Raw genomic sequence first — 16709 nt, 5'->3', positions numbered from 1 at the left:
GTACAATCGCGGGCTGTTTACGCCAACCTGACTAGGCTGGCGGCGCCGCGAACGAATCCGAGAGTTTAAAACAAGCCCACCCTATGCCGAAGCTCGATCGATATCTGCTTAGCGATTTCACCCAGAGCTTCCTGGCAACCCTCATCGTGCTGCTGGTCGTGAGCGTGGGCGGGGTGCTAGTGGATATCCTCGGCAATATTGCCGATGGCCGTATCCCCGCGCGGTTGCTGCTGTCCCAGGTGGGTCTGCAATTCGTTGCCTACCTGCCGATCATCCTGCCGCTGGCGCTGATGCTGGGCCTGCTGCTGGCGCTGGCGCGGCTGTACCGCGATTCAGAAATGGCGGTCATCACGGCGATTGGCATCGGCCCGCGGCGCATGCTGCGCCCGATCCTGTGGCTGGTGGTGCCGGTGGTGGTGGTGATCGGCGCCTGCTCGTTGTGGCTGGGCCCCTGGGCCAGCCGCACCGCCGAGCTGATGCTGGAAGATGCCAACCGCAGCGTGGTGATGGCCGGCCTGGAATCGGGCAAGTTCACTCCGTTGTCCGGCGGCGGCGTGGTCTACCTGACCACCATCTCCCCCGACGGCAAGGGCCTGGGCAAGGTGTTCATGCAGCGCCAGAAGGATGACCGCATCGACGTGGTCACCGCCGAGCGCGGCGCCATGTTCTTCGAGGGCAAGACCGACCGCTACCTGCGCCTGGAAGATGGCCATCGCATCGAAGGGCCGGCCGGTGCGCAAGGCCTGGACTACCGCTTGATGACCTTCGCCAGCAACGATGTGGCTCTGCCGGACCGCACCAAGGCGCACGACGCCAACGACCCGGAAGTGATGTCCACGTTCAAGCTCATCGGGGATACGCGGCCGATCGCGCGTGCCGAATTGCACCGGCGCCTTGCCCCGCCGCTGCTGGCGCTGGCCTTCGCGCTGCTGACCCTGCCGCTGTCGCGCAGTGCGCCGCGGCAGCAGCGCTACGGCCGCATCATGTTGGCGTTCCTGGCCTACCTGGTCGGCACCAACCTGATGATCGTCGGCACCCAGTGGATCGCCAACGGCAAGGTGCCGGGCGCGGTTGGGCTGTGGTGGCTTACGCTGCCGCTGCTGGCGGTATCGATCTGGGCCTACGCCCGCGATGGCCGGTTGTCGCGGCCGAGGGCGCGCGCATGAAGCTGATGCCGCGGGTCCATGACTGGTATGTGGGGCGCGCCGTGCTGTTCACGGTGCTGCTGACCTGGGCCGTGCTGCTGGGCCTGGACGTAGTGAACGCCTTTGCCAGCGAGGCAAAGAGCATTGGCCAGGGTAGTTACAGCTTTGGCCATGCCATCGCCTTCGTCGCCTACACGGTGCCGCGCCGGGCCTACACCTTGTTCCCAACCGCAGCGGTGATCGGCGCGCTGATGGGCTTGGGCCAGCTGGCGGCGACCTCCGAGCTGACCGCGTTGCGGGCGCTGGGCGTGTCGCGCAAGCGCATGTCGGCCTCGGTGGTGGTGGCGATGGCCTTGCTCACCGCGACCATGGTGATCAGTGGCGAGACCTTGGGCCCGTGGGCACAGGGCCAGGCCGATACGCTCAAGACCAGCGCCAAGTACGAAAGCAATATGGCCTCGGCGCGTTATTCGGGGCTGTGGGCACGCGAGGGCGACACCTTCCTCAATGCGCAAAGCGGCGAAGAACAATTGCTGGATGGCGGCGGCACCGCGTTGGCGCTGCACGATGTACGGCTCTACCACCTGGATACCTCCGGCCGGCTGCAGCAACTGACCTACGCCGCGGTCGCCGAGCACCGTGATGGCCGCTGGACGCTGCGTCAGGTGCGCCGCGATACCTTCCAGGAACGTTCCGTGCAGCGCGAAACCTTCCCCGAATTGCCGTGGCAGTCGCAGCTCAATCCCAAGGCGCTGGCGGCCGGCCTGGCCAAGCCGCGCAACCTGTCGGTGCATGATCTGGGGCAGAGCATCGAGTACCGCCGTCGCAACGGCCTGGATGCCAGCGATTACGAAGATCAGTACTGGAGCCGCTGGTTCTACCCGCTCAACGTGCTGGCGCTATGTCTGGCTGCGATCCCGTTCTCGTTCGGTTCGTTGCGCAGCGGCGGCCTGGGCAAGCGCCTGTTCCTGGGCATCCTGTTCGCGCTGGGCTTTTGGCTGCTGCAGCTGTTTTTCGGACGCATGGCCGGCGCGCTCAAGCTCGACTACCGCATTGCCTATGCCTTGCCGCCCATGGTGATGCTGGGAGTCTCGGCGTGGTTGTTCCGGCGGCGCAGTAGCTGATGCGCCGGCGCCGGCTGAGTGTTTTCGGCTTGGCGCTGTGTGTGCCGTACGCGTTTTTTATCGGGCTATGCCTGTGGGGAGCGAACGAAGCCGGAAATGACTATAAAGGGCGCTTTGTCATGCTGCAGTTGCCGATCGGGATGCAGCAGTCGGCACTGCATGCGCTCGGCGCCGATGCCTGGCTAGGCTCATTGTCCTGGGTATCGGCCTATCTGCTGTTTGTTCCCCTGACATTTGGGCTGCTGTATTTGCTAGGGCATGGGCTGCAGGCGTTGATTGAACGGCCGTCGCCAGATTTCTAAAGACTGCCCGAGCTGCCATCACTGCGCAGGGGAGAGGCCAGCTGGATGCTGCGTCGCTGCACTGTTGCGCAGCGGTGCGGCGTTAGTGGTCAATGTGCCGGTGCGTCACCCTCAGCGCGACGGCTTGGCCAGCCGCTGCAGCCTTGTGCCACTCGCGCGGTCATGCCAGGTCAGCCGGTCGCGATCCAGCCATGCCCACCAGAATCCCGCGCCGCCCAGAGCCAGCGACAGCGTGCCGACGGCATAGCGGATCCACAGCGCGCGCCAGGAGGCTTGCGGACCGGTCAATGACAGTCGCCACGGGCGCATGCCCAGTGTCTGACCCCCACGGCGCCAACTCACCGTGGCGTACACACCCGCCGCAATCCAGCAGCACAGCCACAACAGCCACTGCCAGCCGCTGAAAGGGGCGATGTTTTCGCGCGCCGGATGCCCGGCCAGGGTGAATCCCAGCGTGAAGCCAGCCGAAAGCAGCATCCATAGCGCCAGCACCGGCCAGGCGTCGTAGCACAGCGCCAGCAGTCGCCAGCCCAGCAGGACAGGTGCGCGTGCGGTCAGCGGGGCAGGGATCGAGGTCATGCCCGCGAGCATAGCCGGCGCGGGCGATCGGGCAAGCGGGCGATGCGGGGCTACCGTCAGCGCCGCGGCAGGCCCTAAGCTTGGGCAATGTCTGCCAGCAGTCCCGCCGAACGCCGCCAACGTGCCCAGCAACTGCCGCCCCTGCGGGCGGAGGACGATCAGGCCATCCAGCGCTTCCTGGATCGGTTGTGGGCCGAACAGGGCGTGGCGCGCCAGACCCTGGACAGCTATCGGCGCGATCTGGAGGGGCTGGCGCGATGGCGCGATGGCGCCGGCGGTGGCCTGCAGGGCGCCGACCGCAGCGCGCTGTTCGACTATCTGCGCTGGCGCACCGAGGCGCGCTACGCGCCGCGCAGCAATGCGCGCCTGCTCTCGACCCTGCGCGGCTTTTACGCGCTGTGCCTGCGCGATGGCGTGCGCAGCGACGACCCCACCGCGCTGCTGGATCCGCCGCGCTTGCCGCGCTCGCTGCCCAAGGCCCTGACCGAAAGCCAGATCGATGCGCTGCTGGCGGCCCCGGAGATCGGCACGCCGCTGGGCCTGCGCGATCGCGCCATGCTCGAACTCATGTATGCGGCCGGCCTGCGCGTCAGCGAGCTGGTCACGCTGCCGGCCGTGGCGATCAACCTGCGCCAGGGCGTGCTGCGGGTCACCGGCAAGGGCAGCAAGGAACGGCTGGTGCCGCTGGGCGAGGAATCCCAGCACTGGCTGGAACGTTATTTGGAGACCGCGCGGCCCACGCTGTCCGAGCGCAAGGCGGTGCCAGCGGTGGACGGGCAGGTTCCGCTGTTCATCGATGCCGCGCGCCGGCCGCTGAGCCGCCAGCAGTTCTGGGGCCTGGTCAAACGCTATGCAGCGGTTGCCGGCATCGACCCGGACACGGTCAGCCCGCATGGTTTGCGGCACAGTTTTGCCACCCATCTGCTCAATCACGGCGCCGACCTGCGCGCGCTGCAGATGCTGCTGGGGCACAGTTCGCTCTCCACCACCCAGATCTACACGCTGGTGGCGCGCCAGCATCTGCAGACCTTGCACGCCCGGCATCATCCGCGCGGGTGATGCCGCGATTGCGAGCGGTGCGGTGGCTGCGAGCCGTTGCCGCAGCCAGCTAAGCCTTCCCGATGCTCCCGACCGTTGCGGCCACTAACACCTCGCTCCGGCGGCGTTGCAGTTCGCCTCTGAGCGCGCCGGTCCGCCCGCCATTGCATCAGGCGCATGCACGGCGCCTGCAACGAAGCGGTCCAGCGAACGCGGCCAAGCTTCATCCGCGCTGTGCGAGAATCGCGCCATCCCACTGCACTGGATGCGTGAATGTATCGTCTTGCCATCGCCGCATTGCTCGGCGCGATCAGCCTTACCGCCTGCGCGCAGTCTTCTCAGCCGGCCGCGAGCAACACCGCCGCCAAGCCTGCCGCCGCACCGGCCTCGGGCAATGTGGACCAGCGCGTGGGCGCCGCGCTCAAGGCGCTGGACCCGGACTTCAAGCCGGACTACATCGGCGCGGCCCCGTTTCCGGGCTTCCGCGAAGTGGTCGTCGGCGGGCAGGTGCTGTACGTCAGCGATGACGGCCGGTACCTGATCCAAGCGCAGCCGTTCGACATCCAGAACAAGCAGTTCGCCGCCAGCGAGGGCCTGCTAGCCTACCGCCGCAAGCAGCTGCAGACCGTTCCCAAGGCTGACCGCATCGTGTTCGCGCCGGCCAACCCGAAGTACACCGTGACGGTGTTCACCGATGTGGAATGCGGCTACTGCCGCAAGCTGCACAGCGAGATCGGTGAGCTCAACAAGCAGGGCATCGCGGTGGAATATCTGGCCTTCCCGCGCATGGGCCTGGGCAGCCAGGACCACAAGGAAATGATCGCGGTGTGGTGCGCAGCCGACCGCAAGCAGGCGCTCACCGCGGCCAAGTCCGGCCAGCCGGTCAACGCCAAGGACTGCAAGAACCCGGTGTCGATGGAATACACCCTGGGCCAGCGCCTGGGCGTCAACGGCACCCCGGCGATCTTCGCGCCCGACGGCACCCAGCTGGGTGGCTACCTGCCGCCGGCACAGCTGCGCGAAGCGCTGGAAAAGCGCGCAGTCACCACGGCGGGCGGCAGCCGCTAAGGGCGGTCATGCCGGGCCAGGCCCGGTAGCGCACGACCGCGGTCTCTGGCCGTGGGACATCAACGAAGGCCGGGATGCGTGAGTGTCCCGGCCTTTGTGCTGTCTGGGCTGCACGCATGTCCACTTGCCCACTGCGTGTTGTGTAGGGCGTGGGCTGAGGCCAGGTTGACCAAGCTCGCCTGGCCGGCCACAAACAGGCCGCGGCGACGCCGTCCACAGAAACACCGCAGCCCGCCTAATCGGCCGGAACGCGGCAACGGCGTCCGATCGGCGCCGGTCGGCCAACCTCCGTTACAATAATCGGCCCCGTTTCTGACACGGTTCCCCGGACATGATGGTCCTCGAGGGCGCTTCCGCCCTTTCGCCGTTCCGCCGCGCTCGGCTCGAAACCCGCCTGCAAACCCTCGTCCCCGCGCTGCGCCTCACTGGCGCCTGGCACGTGTACTTCATCCGCGCCGATGCCGGGCGCACGCCCGACCAGGCCACCTTGCAGCGCATCCTGCAGGCCGAGCCGGCGCCTGCGCCGCGCGATGAGGCCGCCTCTTCGCGCTATGTGGTGCCACGGCTCGGCACGCTGTCGCCGTGGTCGAGCAAGGCCACCGAGCTGATGCGCGGAGCCGGGCAGCCGATCCAGCGCGTGGAGCGCGGCACCCGGATCGATCTGGCCGGGTGGCCGGAAGGTCAGGCCGATCAGGCCGCAGTGGCCAATCTGTTGCACGACCCGATGACGCAATCGTTGCTCGGCTCGGCCGCAGCGGCCGAAGCGCTGTTCAACGTGCCCGATCCCGGCCAGCTGGAACGCATCCCGCTGGATGCGCTGGAACAGGCCAATGGCGATCTGGGCCTGGCACTGGCGCAGGACGAGATCGACTACCTGCGCGAGCGCTTTGCCGCGCTCGGCCGCGACCCGGCCGACGTCGAACTGATGATGTTCGCGCAGGCCAACTCCGAGCATTGCCGGCACAAGATCTTCAACGCCAGCTGGACCATCGACGGCAAGCCGCAGGAGCGCTCGCTGTTCCGGATGATCAAGCACACCCACCAGCAGACCCCGCAGCACACCTTGTCGGCCTATAGCGACAACGCGGCGGTGGTGGAAGGCGTGCCGGCGGCGCGGTTCCGCCCCGATCCGGCCACCGGCGAATACCGCAGCGAAGCGGTGGTGCCCTCGGCCTTCGCCATCAAGGTGGAAACCCATAACCATCCCACCGCGATTGCGCCGTTCCCGGGCGCGGCCACCGGTGCCGGCGGCGAGATCCGCGACGAAGGTGCCACTGGCCGCGGTGGCAAGCCCAAGGCCGGCCTGACCGGGTTTTCGGTGTCGCATCTGCGCATCCCGACCTTGCCGCAGCCGTGGGAAGCGCCGCGCGCGCTGAATCCGCGCATGGCGCCGGCGCTGGACATCATGCTCGACGGTCCGCTCGGCGGCGCGGCATTCAACAACGAGTTCGGCCGGCCGAACCTGCTCGGCTACTTCCGCAGTTTTGAGCTGGCCGAAGGCCAGGGCCTGACCCGCGCCTACGACAAGCCGATCATGCTGGCCGGCGGCCTGGGCGCGATCGACCGCAACCAGGTCGAAAAGCTGCGCCTGCAACCGGGCGATGCGGTGATCGTGCTGGGTGGCCCGGCGATGCTGATCGGTCTGGGCGGCGGCGCTGCCAGTTCGGTGGCCGCCGGCGACAGCGCCGAGGCGCTGGACTTTGCCAGCGTGCAGCGCGAGAACCCGGAGATGGAGCGCCGCTGTCAAGAGGTCATCGACCACTGCGTGGCATTGGGCACCGATAACCCGATCCGCTGGTTCCACGACGTAGGTGCCGGTGGCCTGTCCAACGCGATCCCCGAGTTGCTGCACGACTCCGGCGTGGGCGGGGTGATCGACCTGGCCAGGGTGCCGAGCGACGACCCGTCGCTGTCGCCGCTGGAGTTGTGGTGCAACGAATCGCAGGAACGCTACGTGCTCGGCGTGCCGCAGGCGCGCCTGTACGAATTCGCCGCGATCTGCGCACGCGAACGCTGCCCGTTCGCCGCCGTCGGCGTGGCCACGGCCGAGGAACGGCTGGTGGTGGGGTATGGCGTTTTTGGCAACGGGAATGGCGATTCGGGATTCGAGATTCGCAACGGCGTGCTCTCGGGTGCTGGCGCGGCTCCTGCTTCCAACCAATCCCCTATCCCGACTCCCGAATCCCAGCTCCCCATCAACCTGCCCATGGACGTGCTGTTCGGCAAGGCGCCGAAGATGCACCGCGATGCCGTGCGTCCGGCGCCGCCGCAGTGGCCGGTGCTGCAGACCGGGGCGCTGGATCTGCAGGAGGCCGGGTTGCGCGTGTTGGCGCATCCGACCGTGGCGTCCAAGAGCTTTCTGGTCACCATCGGCGATCGCAGCGTGGGTGGCCTGACCGCGCGTGAGCAGATGATCGGCCCGTGGCAGCTGCCGTTGGCCGATTGCGCGATCACGCTGGCCGGGTTCGAGACCTTCGATGGCGAAGCGATGTCGATCGGCGAGCGCACGCCGCTGGCGCTGCTAAACGCCGCGGCATCGGCGCGCATGGCGGTAGGCGAAGCGATCACCAACCTGTGTGCGGCGCCGGTGCAGACGCTGGACAGCATCAAGCTCTCCGCCAACTGGATGGCTGCCGCCGGACACGCCGGCGAAGACGCCTTGCTGTACGACGCGGTGCGTGCGGTTGGCATGGAACTGTGCCCGGCGCTGGAGCTCAGCATCCCGGTGGGCAAGGACTCGCTGTCGATGCAGGCGCAGTGGCAGGTCGGGAATGGAGAATCGGGAATCGGGAATGGTGAAACGCCAGCACCGTCCGCTTCTGCCATTCCCGATTCCCGACTCCCGATTCCCGGTGAAACGCTGAAAAGCGTTTCACCGGTATCGTTGATCATCAGTGCATTCGCGCCGGTCAGCGATGTGCGTACGCAGCTCACTCCGTTGCTGCAGCGCGAGGATGAGAGCGAGCTGTGGTTGATCGGCCTGGGTGGCGGCAAGCAGCGTCTGGGTGGGTCGGTGCTGGCACAGGTGTATGCCGATGACAGTGCGTTGCCGGCCTTCGGTGGTGAAACACCGGATCTGGATGACCCGCAGCGGCTGCGCCAGTTCTTTGAACTGATCCGCGATGCACGCGAGGGTGGGTTGTTGCTGGCGTATCACGATCGTAGCGATGGCGGTGCGTTTGCCGCGCTGTGCGAAATGGCGTTTGCCTCGCGCCAGGGCCTGGATATCACGCTCGATGCCTGGGGCGATGATGCCTTCCGCAGCCTGTTCAACGAAGAATTGGGCGCGGTGGTGCAGATCGCCAATGAAGACCGCGCCGCGTTTGCCGATCTGGTCGAGCGGCATGCACTGACCGAATGCGCGCAACGCATCGCACGCCCCACCGGCACGCCGCGCGTGCGTGTCAGCGGCCAGGGCCGGGTGTTGGCCGAATGGCGCTGGGAAGCGTTGTTCGATGCGTGGTGGTCGGTGACGCACGCCATGCAGAAGTTGCGCGACAACCCGGATAGTGCCGACGAAGAACGCGCGGTGGCGCGCAACTTCCAGGCACCGGGGCTGCGCCCGAAGCTGGTATTCGACCCGTCCGAGGATGTGGCCGCGCCATTCGTGGCGACCGGTGCACGGCCGAAGGTGGCGATCCTGCGCGAGCAGGGCGTCAACGGCCAGATCGAGATGGCCTACAACTTCGAGCGTGCCGGGTTCCGTGCGTTCGACGTGCACATGAGCGACCTGATCGAAGGCCGCGTGGATCTGGCGCAGTTCGCAGGGTTTGCAGCCTGCGGCGGCTTCAGCTACGGCGACGTGCTGGGTGCCGGCCGCGGGTGGGCCACCTCGATCCTGGAGCGTGCGGCACTGCGCGATGCGTTCGCCGCGTTCTTTGCGCGCAGCGATACCTTTGCGCTGGGCGTGTGCAACGGTTGCCAGATGCTGAGCCAGCTCAAGGACATCATTCCCGGTGCCGAGCACTGGCCGCGCTTCCTGCGCAACCGCAGCGAGCAGTTCGAAGCACGCACGGCGCTGCTGGAAGTGGTGGAGTCGCCGTCGATCCTGCTGCGGGGCATGGCCGGTTCGCGTATTCCGGTGGCAGTGGCGCATGGCGAAGGCCGCGCCGAATTCGACACGGCGGTGGATCAGGCCGCGGCGCGCGTGGCACTGCGCTTCATCGACGGTGACGGCGCGGTGGCTAGCCAGTACCCGCTCAATCCGAACGGGTCGCCCGACGGCATTACCGGCCTGACCAGCACCGATGGGCGCGCCACCATCTTGATGCCGCATCCGGAGCGCACGCCGCGCTCGGTCAATCTGAGCTGGCATCCGGCGGGCTGGGGCGAGGACTCGCCGTGGCTGCGCATGTTCCGCAATGCGCGGGTGTGGTGTGGTTGAGTGATGTGACACGGCATCGGGTGATGCCGCGTTGAGGGCGTCAACGAACGGCCGTGTGCAGCACTGCACACGGCCGTTGTTGTGTGTGCCAATGGGATTGCACGAACGCTGCACTTGACGCCCATCGCTTTAGAGCGGCGATCAAAACGATTGCGCAGCCGCCAGGCGGGCGCGGCCGGTGCTCGGAATCAGCATGTGCCTACTACACTCCGGATCCTCCGCGCCGTCCGCACCCTCCTGATGGCTGCCCGCTACGTTTTGTCAGGCGCTCTTAGTCGGCGTTGATACCGCTGCGCTGTCACGCCGCAGCCGCAACTTTGGCGACCGGCTTAACACAGCATCTCACTTTTAGTGGACCGAGCCAGGCTCGCAGGTAGGAAGCGCTGCGTGGCGGAGGCGAGCAAAAAGTGCGGTTCGGTTGCTGCACTTCAGGCGGATAGATGCAAGCAGTTAAATCTGCATTCGGCTTGCTGGCGCGATGTGTCTGGTCAATGGCAGCGCGTATGCATTGCATACTTTTTAAATTTAAAAAATCCGATACTTGGTTTGCTTCTGGTAACTACAAGAACTACTAGTTATTTACTCGAGCATTACAAAAATTTCGCATATGTGACGTCAATCTCATCTAGATGTTTTGTGTTTCACTAGATTCATCAAGCGTTGTGAATTACTAAATTACTGCGGTCTTTTCGGGGCAATCCATCTTTTTCTGTTGACGCTTTTGCACGGTTTTCCCGTTGCAGAAGACGGGCGAGTGCGTTCACTAAATACCTCAGGGGGACCACGCGATCTCACGTGCGTGGTGGTCGGTTTCTTCATACCAGACCAATGGGGAGTAAGGCGTCAATGAAGCAGATTCAATTGAATAACGGTCGTGAGCGGCGTGCTCATGACCGAACGGAGCGGCATGCCTGCACGTTGGGAAATGCACGGAGCGATCACGCACGATTGCCCGGGAACGGCCTGGCCGTTGCGGTGGTCTTGGCGTTGTTCGGCCTGAGCGGGATTGCGGCGGCAGCCGCACCCGCGGCGGCGTTGCAATCTTGCCGTGTGGTCGAGGGACGCCAGCAGTGCGATGACCCGGCAACAGCCGCATTGGTCTCTACGGATGCAGGCATCCAGGCAGCAGCCACGCCTGCCGCTGATGCCGACGTGCCGGCCTTTGCAGACGGCGTGGATGCCTTGGCGCTGGGCAACGCGAGCAATGCCTTGGGCGATGGCACCAGCGCGCTCGGTGGCGGCAGCCTGGCGTTGGAGCGCGATGCGACCGCGATCGGGCACAACGCGTCAGCGGCAGGCGAATCTGCCGTCGCAATCGGCGGTGTGGCCACCGTTTACGACTACGACGCATCAGGTTTCATCATTGGCGAACGTGAGCAAGCGACGCAGGCTTCCGGGGTGGGAGCGATTGCCGTTGGTGGTGGGGCTTCTGCGGCTAGCCCGTTCTCGAGTGCACTCGGCAGCGGTGCGAGTTCCACCGGCGTGCAGAGCACTGCGCTGGGGTATCGCGCGCAGACCTTCAACGACGGTGCCACTGCGATCGGTGGGTTGTCGACTGCGGGCGCATTTCTTTCCACTGCGGGCGGTTACTTATCGAACGCCAGCGGCGATAGTTCCACCGCGTTTGGCTTCCGCGCGCGCGCCCAAGCCAGCAGCAGCATTGCAGTAGGCGACACTGCATTGGCCAGTGGCGTGCAGAGTGTTGTGGTAGGTGGTATCAGTGATTTTGGTGCGATTACGGCGGCCACCGGGCAGGGTGGTATCGCCTTGGGTGCGGGCGCGCAGAGCCAGTCTGATTACGCCATCGCGATTGGCTACGATTCCAATGTGTTTCCGAATGCGCCGGGCAACACCGACGCGGTTGCGATCGGCCACAGTGCCGGGTCGTTCGCGCCACGCACGGTGTCATTGGGTGGTTTTTCATTGGCCAGCGGAGACGGCGCAATTGCGGTCGGGCACAACAGCACGGCCTATCTTGAAAACAGCATTGCCCTGGGCGCGCGCGCCGAGACCTCGTGGTTCAACGGCAACAGCACCGCCATCGGCGCAGATGCGCAGAGCAATGGCGTCAATGCGGTGGCCATCGGCGCTGGTGCGCGCGTGGGCGATTGGGTGGACGATGCATGGAACCGGTCGGCTGCCAATGCGGTGGCGTTGGGTGCCAATTCCTATGCATTCCGCGACAACACGGTGTCCATCGGTGATGTGGGCGCGGGGCTGACACGGCAACTGACCAGCGTGGCCGCCGGCACCGAGGCGACCGACGCGGTCAATGTCGCTCAACTCGACACAGTACGTGCCGCCACGACGCGTATCGATGGCTATCTGGCGGTCGCCCCCGGTGAGGCGGATGGCGTTACCGCGTTCGCGCAGGGGCAGGACGCCATTGCGCTGGGCAGCGCCAGCAACGCGCTGGGCGATGGCGCCAATGCGCTGGGCGCGGGCAGTCTGGCACTCGGGCGCGATACCGTTGCGCTGGGTCGCAACGCCAGTGCCGCGGATGCGTCGGCCGTCGCGGTTGGTGGTGTTGCCACGGTGCCGGTGTTCGATGCCACCGGTTCTCTGATCGGTTCGCAGGAGCAGGCGACGCAGGCACAGGCGCGCGGTGCGGTGGCACTGGGCAGCGGCGCGGTGGCCGCGCGTATATTCGCCACTGCAGTTGGCACCGGTGCCGCGGCCAGCGGCGAGCAGTCGCTGGCCGCTGGATTCAGTGCACGGGCGCAGGATGACGCGGCCACCACGGTGGGCGCGTTCTCCACCGCGCGTGGTTCGGCATCGTCGGCATTCGGCTTCGGGGCACTGGCCGATGCGACGTTCACCACGGCGGTGGGCTTCAATGCCTCCAGCCTTGGCGAAAGCAGTGTAGCGGTAGGCAGTCTTGCGGTGGCTGCGGGCGAGCGCAGCGTGACTGTTGGCGGCATCGCGCTGGTCAGCTCGACGCTGCGGCCTGCAGGTGCCTTCGGGGTTGGTAGCGTTGCTGTTGGCGCGGGTGCACGCAGTAGCGGCGATTACGCCATCGCGCTTGGCTACAACGCCAATGTGTTTCCCAACGGCAACAACGCCGACGCGGTGGCGATCGGCCATAGCGCCGCATCGTTTGCGCCGCGCACGGTAGCGGTGGGAACACTGGCATCGGGGGAGGGCGAGGAAGCCATCGCCATCGGGTACGACGCGCGTGCGGTCTCACGCAGAAGCATCGCGATCGGCAGTGGCGCCGATACCTCGATCGTCTACGGCGACAACATCGCACTGGGAACCAATGCCAGGGCCGATGCGCCCGATGCGATCGCGATCGGGCGCAATGCCAGCGTGGGTGTGTTCGTCGGCGAGGTCGGCAGCGCGGCAATGGCGGTGGGCGTGCAATCGACAGCGCTGGGCAACAATAGCGTGGCGATGGGATACAACGCGTTCACCCGCGAAAGCGGCGGTAATGCGGTGGCGCTTGGTGCCAATGCCGGTGCCAGCGGTGCCGATTCGGTGGCGCTGGGCTCTGGTTCGCGCACTTACGACGCCAATGTGGTGTCGGTGGGCAACGGCAACGGCCGCGGTGGCCCGGCGACGCGGCGCATCGTCAATGTGGGTGTGGGCACACTCAGCGCGGTCAGCAGCGATGCGATCAACGGCGGGCAATTGTTCGGCGCGCTGAGCAATGCGGCCAGCTTCCTTGGCGGCGGTGCGGCGATGGGGGCACAGGGCGTGTTCATCGCGCCCACCTACGTGATCCAGGGCAGCAGCTACAGCAATGTGGGTGCGGCGTTGACGGCGCTGGACAGCAAGGTCAGCGAGCTGGATGGGCGTGGTCAAACGACGACGGTCGCCGGGGCGCGTGCTTCCGCGGCGCGTGTCGCCACGGCAACGGCAACCGCTGCTGCTTCGGGTATCGCCAGCACGGCAGATGGGCTGTCAGACGCGAGTCTGCAGACATTGACGACGGCCGATGCAACCGCCGACAGCGTGGCGACGTCAGCGCCCGTACCTGTGGGCAGCCTTGCAGCAAGCCAGACAGTGCAAGGCACGCCGACAACCGCTGCAATCGGCAGCAGTACCGCAGCCGCAACAGCGACGGCGGTGGGCAACGCGGCAGTGGCCAACCACGTCACCGGCACCGCGATCGGCGGCAGCGCGTATGCGCATGGCCCCAACGACACCGCGATTGGTAGCAATGCACGCGTCAATGCCGATGGCAGCACCGCAGTGGGCGCGAATACGCAAATTGCTGCTGTGGCGACCAATGCAGTGGCGATGGGCGAAGGTGCGCAGGTCACCTCCGCGTCCGGTACCGCACTTGGCCAGGGCGCGCGGGTCAGCGCACAAGGTGCGGTGGCATTGGGCCAGGGTTCGGTTGCCGATCAAGCCAACACCGTGTCGGTGGGCAGCGTGGGTGGCGAGCGTCAGGTGGCCAATGTGGCCGCCGGTGTACGCGCCACCGATGCGGTCAACAAGGGCCAGTTGGATAGTGGTGTGGCTGCAGCCAACAGCTACACCGACAGCCGTTACAGCGCGATGGCCGACAGCTTCGAAACCTATCAGGGCGATATCGAAGACCGCCTGCGCCGGCAGAACCGTCGCCTCGATCGTCAAGGTGCGATGGGCTCGGCGATGTTGAACATGTCCGCCAGCGTGGCCGGTATTGCCTCGCAGAACCGCATCGGTGCCGGTGTCGGTTTCCAGAACGGCGAGTCGGCATTGTCGGTGGGTTATCAGCGGGCGATCAGCCCACGCGCCACGGTGACCGTGGGCGGTGCGCTCAGTGGGGATGACCGTTCGATCGGTGTGGGTGCCGGCTTCGGCTGGTGACTGCCCCGCAATCACACACGCTCTCGCAGGCAGGCCGCGCGGCCTGCCACCGAGCGGCGCACGTTTCTCCGTCATGGCGTTTCGCACTTACCTTGAAGGAACTCATCGTGATCCAGACTTCTTTTAATCGAACCCTCCTGCTGGCGTGCTGCGTTGCCGCGTCGCCATTTGGCGTTGGCACCGCAACCGCAGCCAGCCCCGGCCCGGCGGCGACAAGCGCCAGGCAGCAACAAGCCGCGGCCAATGCGCCGGTCGAGCGACTCATCGTGACCTACCGCAGCGGCCGGGTGACCACACGCGACGCCGGGCGAACCGCAGCGGCTGCCATCACCACCGCCGCTGCCCGCGCATCGGTGCGTTTGGCGCCGGCAACGCGTGCCGGTAACGCGGCTGCACCGGTGTATCTGCGCACGCTGGCAGTGGGCGGCGAACTGGTGAAGTTACCCGCACGGCTCAGCCGCGCCGACGCCGACCGCTTGGTAAAGGAACTGGCGGCCGATCCCGCGGTGGCATCGGTGCAGATCGATCCGCGGATGTATCCACTGCAGAGCAGCGGCGGTGCGCTGCCGAATGATCCGCTGTTGCAGAGCAATCAATGGCATCTCATCGACCCGGTCGGCGGCATCAATGCGGCGCAGGCCTGGGCCACGACGCAGGGCGAAGGCGTGGTGGTGGCGGTACTGGATACCGGCATCCTGCCGGGCCATCCCGATCTGGCTGGCAATCTGCTCGCCGGCTATGACTTCATTACCGATCCGTTCTTTTCGCGGCGCCCCACTGCCGAGCGGGTGGCCGGCGCGCTCGATCTGGGCGACTGGATCGCAGAGGACGGCGAATGTGGCCTGTTCTCGGTGGCCGACGACAGCACCTGGCACGGCACACATGTGGCCGGCACGGTGGCAGAGGCCACCAACAACGGCATCGGTGGCGCGGGCGTGGCCTACCGGGCGAAGGTGCTGCCGGTGCGTGTGCTCGGGCATTGCGGTGGTTTTGGTTCCGATATCGCCGACGCCATCGTTTGGGCATCGGGTGGGCATGTCGACGGCGTGCCGGACAACCGTGACCCGGCCGAAGTGATCAACATGAGCCTGGGTGGAGGCGGTGCCTGCGATGCGGTCACGCAGGCAGCGATCAACGGTGCGGTCTCGCGCGGCACCACCGTGGTGGTGGCGGCAGGCAATGAAGGCTCGGACGTGTCGACCTCAAGCCCTGCCAATTGCGCCAATGTCATCGCCGTGGCCGCAACCCGCGCGACGGGCGGGCTGACCGACTACAGCAATTTTGGCCGTCTGGTCGACCTGGCTGGGCCGGGTGGCAGTTCGATGTTCTTTGCCACCGACGATGGCCCGATCCGCAGCTTCATCTGGCAGACCTTCTACACCGGCCGGACCACGCCGACCTCCGGGCAGTTCACCTATGGCGGCAACACGTTCGCCGGTACGTCGATGGCCGCGCCACACGTGGCAGGCACCGCAGCCCTGGTGCAGAGCGCGTTGATCGCCGACGGCAAACCGCCGTTGTCGCCAGCGGCCCTGGAAACCCTGCTCAAGCGCACTGCGCGCGCATTCCCGGTCGCCATTCCCGATGCAACGCCTGCGGGCAGCGGCATTGTGGATGCCGGTGCCGCTGTTGCCCGCGCCCTGCAGGAATGTGGCGCAGGCGATGTGACCTGCAACGTGGACGCGCAACCGCTGCGCAATGGTGTGGTGGAGCGCGGGATCTCCAACCTGGCCGGCGATCCAGGGGTGTTTACCTTCGACGCGGCCGCTGGTGCGGTGCTCAGCTTCATCAGCTTCGGTGGCAGCGGACAGGCGGCGCTGTATGTGGCCCTGGACCGTCAGCCAACTGCCACCGACAACGACGGCATGTCCACCCGCAGCGGCACCAGCCAGACCGTGCGCTTCACCGCGCCGCGCGCCGGCACCTACATCGTCAAACTCGATGGCGCCAGCTTCGATGGGGTCAGCCTGCTCGCGCGCCAGTGATCCGACACGCCGTGCTGCGCAACGCACACGGCGACGATTTGTTGGCGCCCGCGATGCATCCGGGCCGGGCTGATTCCGGCAGCGGCCAACGTGGGGAGCGTTGGCCGCCGGCCTGACCGGTTTCCTGCCCATCTTTTGCGCAACCAAGCCTGCTGGCGTCCTGCCAGCGGGTTTTTTTGTCTTGCCCGGACACGCCTATTCAGCGTGGCGGCGTGCGGCATGGCGTGACCTAGGTGGCTGTTTTCCAAAGATTTATCGAAAAACTAATAAAACCAGCCTGAAGCGTG

9 protein-coding genes and 1 other RNA gene are annotated in these 16709 nt (G+C 66.4%); 9 read left to right on the top strand and 1 reads right to left on the bottom strand.

Features of this window, described 5'->3' with window-relative positions; all coding sequences use genetic code 11:
• The first annotated feature begins 83 nt into the window (after positions 1-83).
• Genes lptF through QRM89_RS01375 form a run of 3 tightly spaced genes read left to right on the top strand, consistent with a single transcriptional unit; the run spans position 84 to position 2571 of the window.
• A complete protein-coding gene (lptF, locus tag QRM89_RS01385; protein ID WP_285447114.1) occupies positions 84-1166 on the top strand; it encodes an LPS export ABC transporter permease LptF in 1083 nt (360 codons plus the stop codon).
• Positions 1163-2269, top strand: coding sequence for an LPS export ABC transporter permease LptG (lptG, locus tag QRM89_RS01380; protein ID WP_115003914.1), 1107 nt, complete (start codon positions 1163-1165; stop codon positions 2267-2269). The genes lptF and lptG overlap by 4 nt, the downstream gene beginning before the upstream one ends.
• The gene (locus QRM89_RS01375; RefSeq protein WP_115000123.1) at positions 2269-2571 is read left to right on the top strand and encodes a hypothetical protein; all 303 of its coding nucleotides are present in this window, start codon (positions 2269-2271) and stop codon (positions 2569-2571) included. Before lptG ends, QRM89_RS01375 begins: the two co-directional genes overlap by 1 nt.
• Before the next feature lie 111 nt (positions 2572-2682).
• Here QRM89_RS01375 and QRM89_RS01370 read toward each other — a convergent pair whose 3' ends face one another.
• Complete coding sequence (locus QRM89_RS01370; RefSeq protein WP_285447113.1) at positions 2683-3150, bottom strand: RDD family protein; 468 nt, start codon at positions 3148-3150, stop codon at positions 2683-2685.
• 87 nt (positions 3151-3237) lie between these two features.
• Here QRM89_RS01370 and xerD point away from each other — a divergent pair, with 87 nt between their 5' ends.
• From xerD to QRM89_RS01340, 6 genes are all read left to right on the top strand, one after another.
• Positions 3238-4209 (top strand): site-specific tyrosine recombinase XerD, encoded by a 972-nt coding sequence (gene xerD, locus QRM89_RS01365; protein WP_011035895.1) that lies wholly within the window; start codon positions 3238-3240, stop codon positions 4207-4209.
• A 252-nt stretch (positions 4210-4461) separates the two neighbouring features.
• Positions 4462-5256 carry a DsbC family protein gene (locus tag QRM89_RS01360; RefSeq protein ID WP_012439251.1) on the top strand — a complete coding sequence of 265 codons (795 nt, stop codon included), beginning with the start codon at positions 4462-4464 and terminating at the stop codon, positions 5254-5256.
• Positions 5257-5587: 331 nt separating this feature from the next.
• Positions 5588-9640, top strand: coding sequence for a phosphoribosylformylglycinamidine synthase (gene purL / locus QRM89_RS01355; RefSeq protein WP_285447112.1), 4053 nt, complete (start codon positions 5588-5590; stop codon positions 9638-9640).
• Positions 9641-9833: 193 nt separating this feature from the next.
• Positions 9834-9907, top strand: a non-coding RNA gene (locus tag QRM89_RS01350) — sX9 sRNA.
• Positions 9908-10486: 579 nt separating this feature from the next.
• Positions 10487-14437, top strand: a complete 3951-nt coding sequence (locus QRM89_RS01345; RefSeq protein ID WP_285447111.1) for a YadA-like family protein — start codon at positions 10487-10489, stop codon at positions 14435-14437.
• A 107-nt stretch (positions 14438-14544) separates the two neighbouring features.
• Positions 14545-16422, top strand: coding sequence for a S8 family peptidase (locus QRM89_RS01340; protein WP_285447110.1), 1878 nt, complete (start codon positions 14545-14547; stop codon positions 16420-16422).
• The last annotated feature ends 287 nt before the right edge of the window (positions 16423-16709 follow it).

This window comes from Xanthomonas sp. LMC-A-07 (assembly GCF_030208825.1).
Classification (GTDB): Bacteria; Pseudomonadota; Gammaproteobacteria; order Xanthomonadales; family Xanthomonadaceae; genus Xanthomonas; species Xanthomonas campestris.
This window is presented reverse-complemented; position numbering and strand designations above follow the sequence as displayed.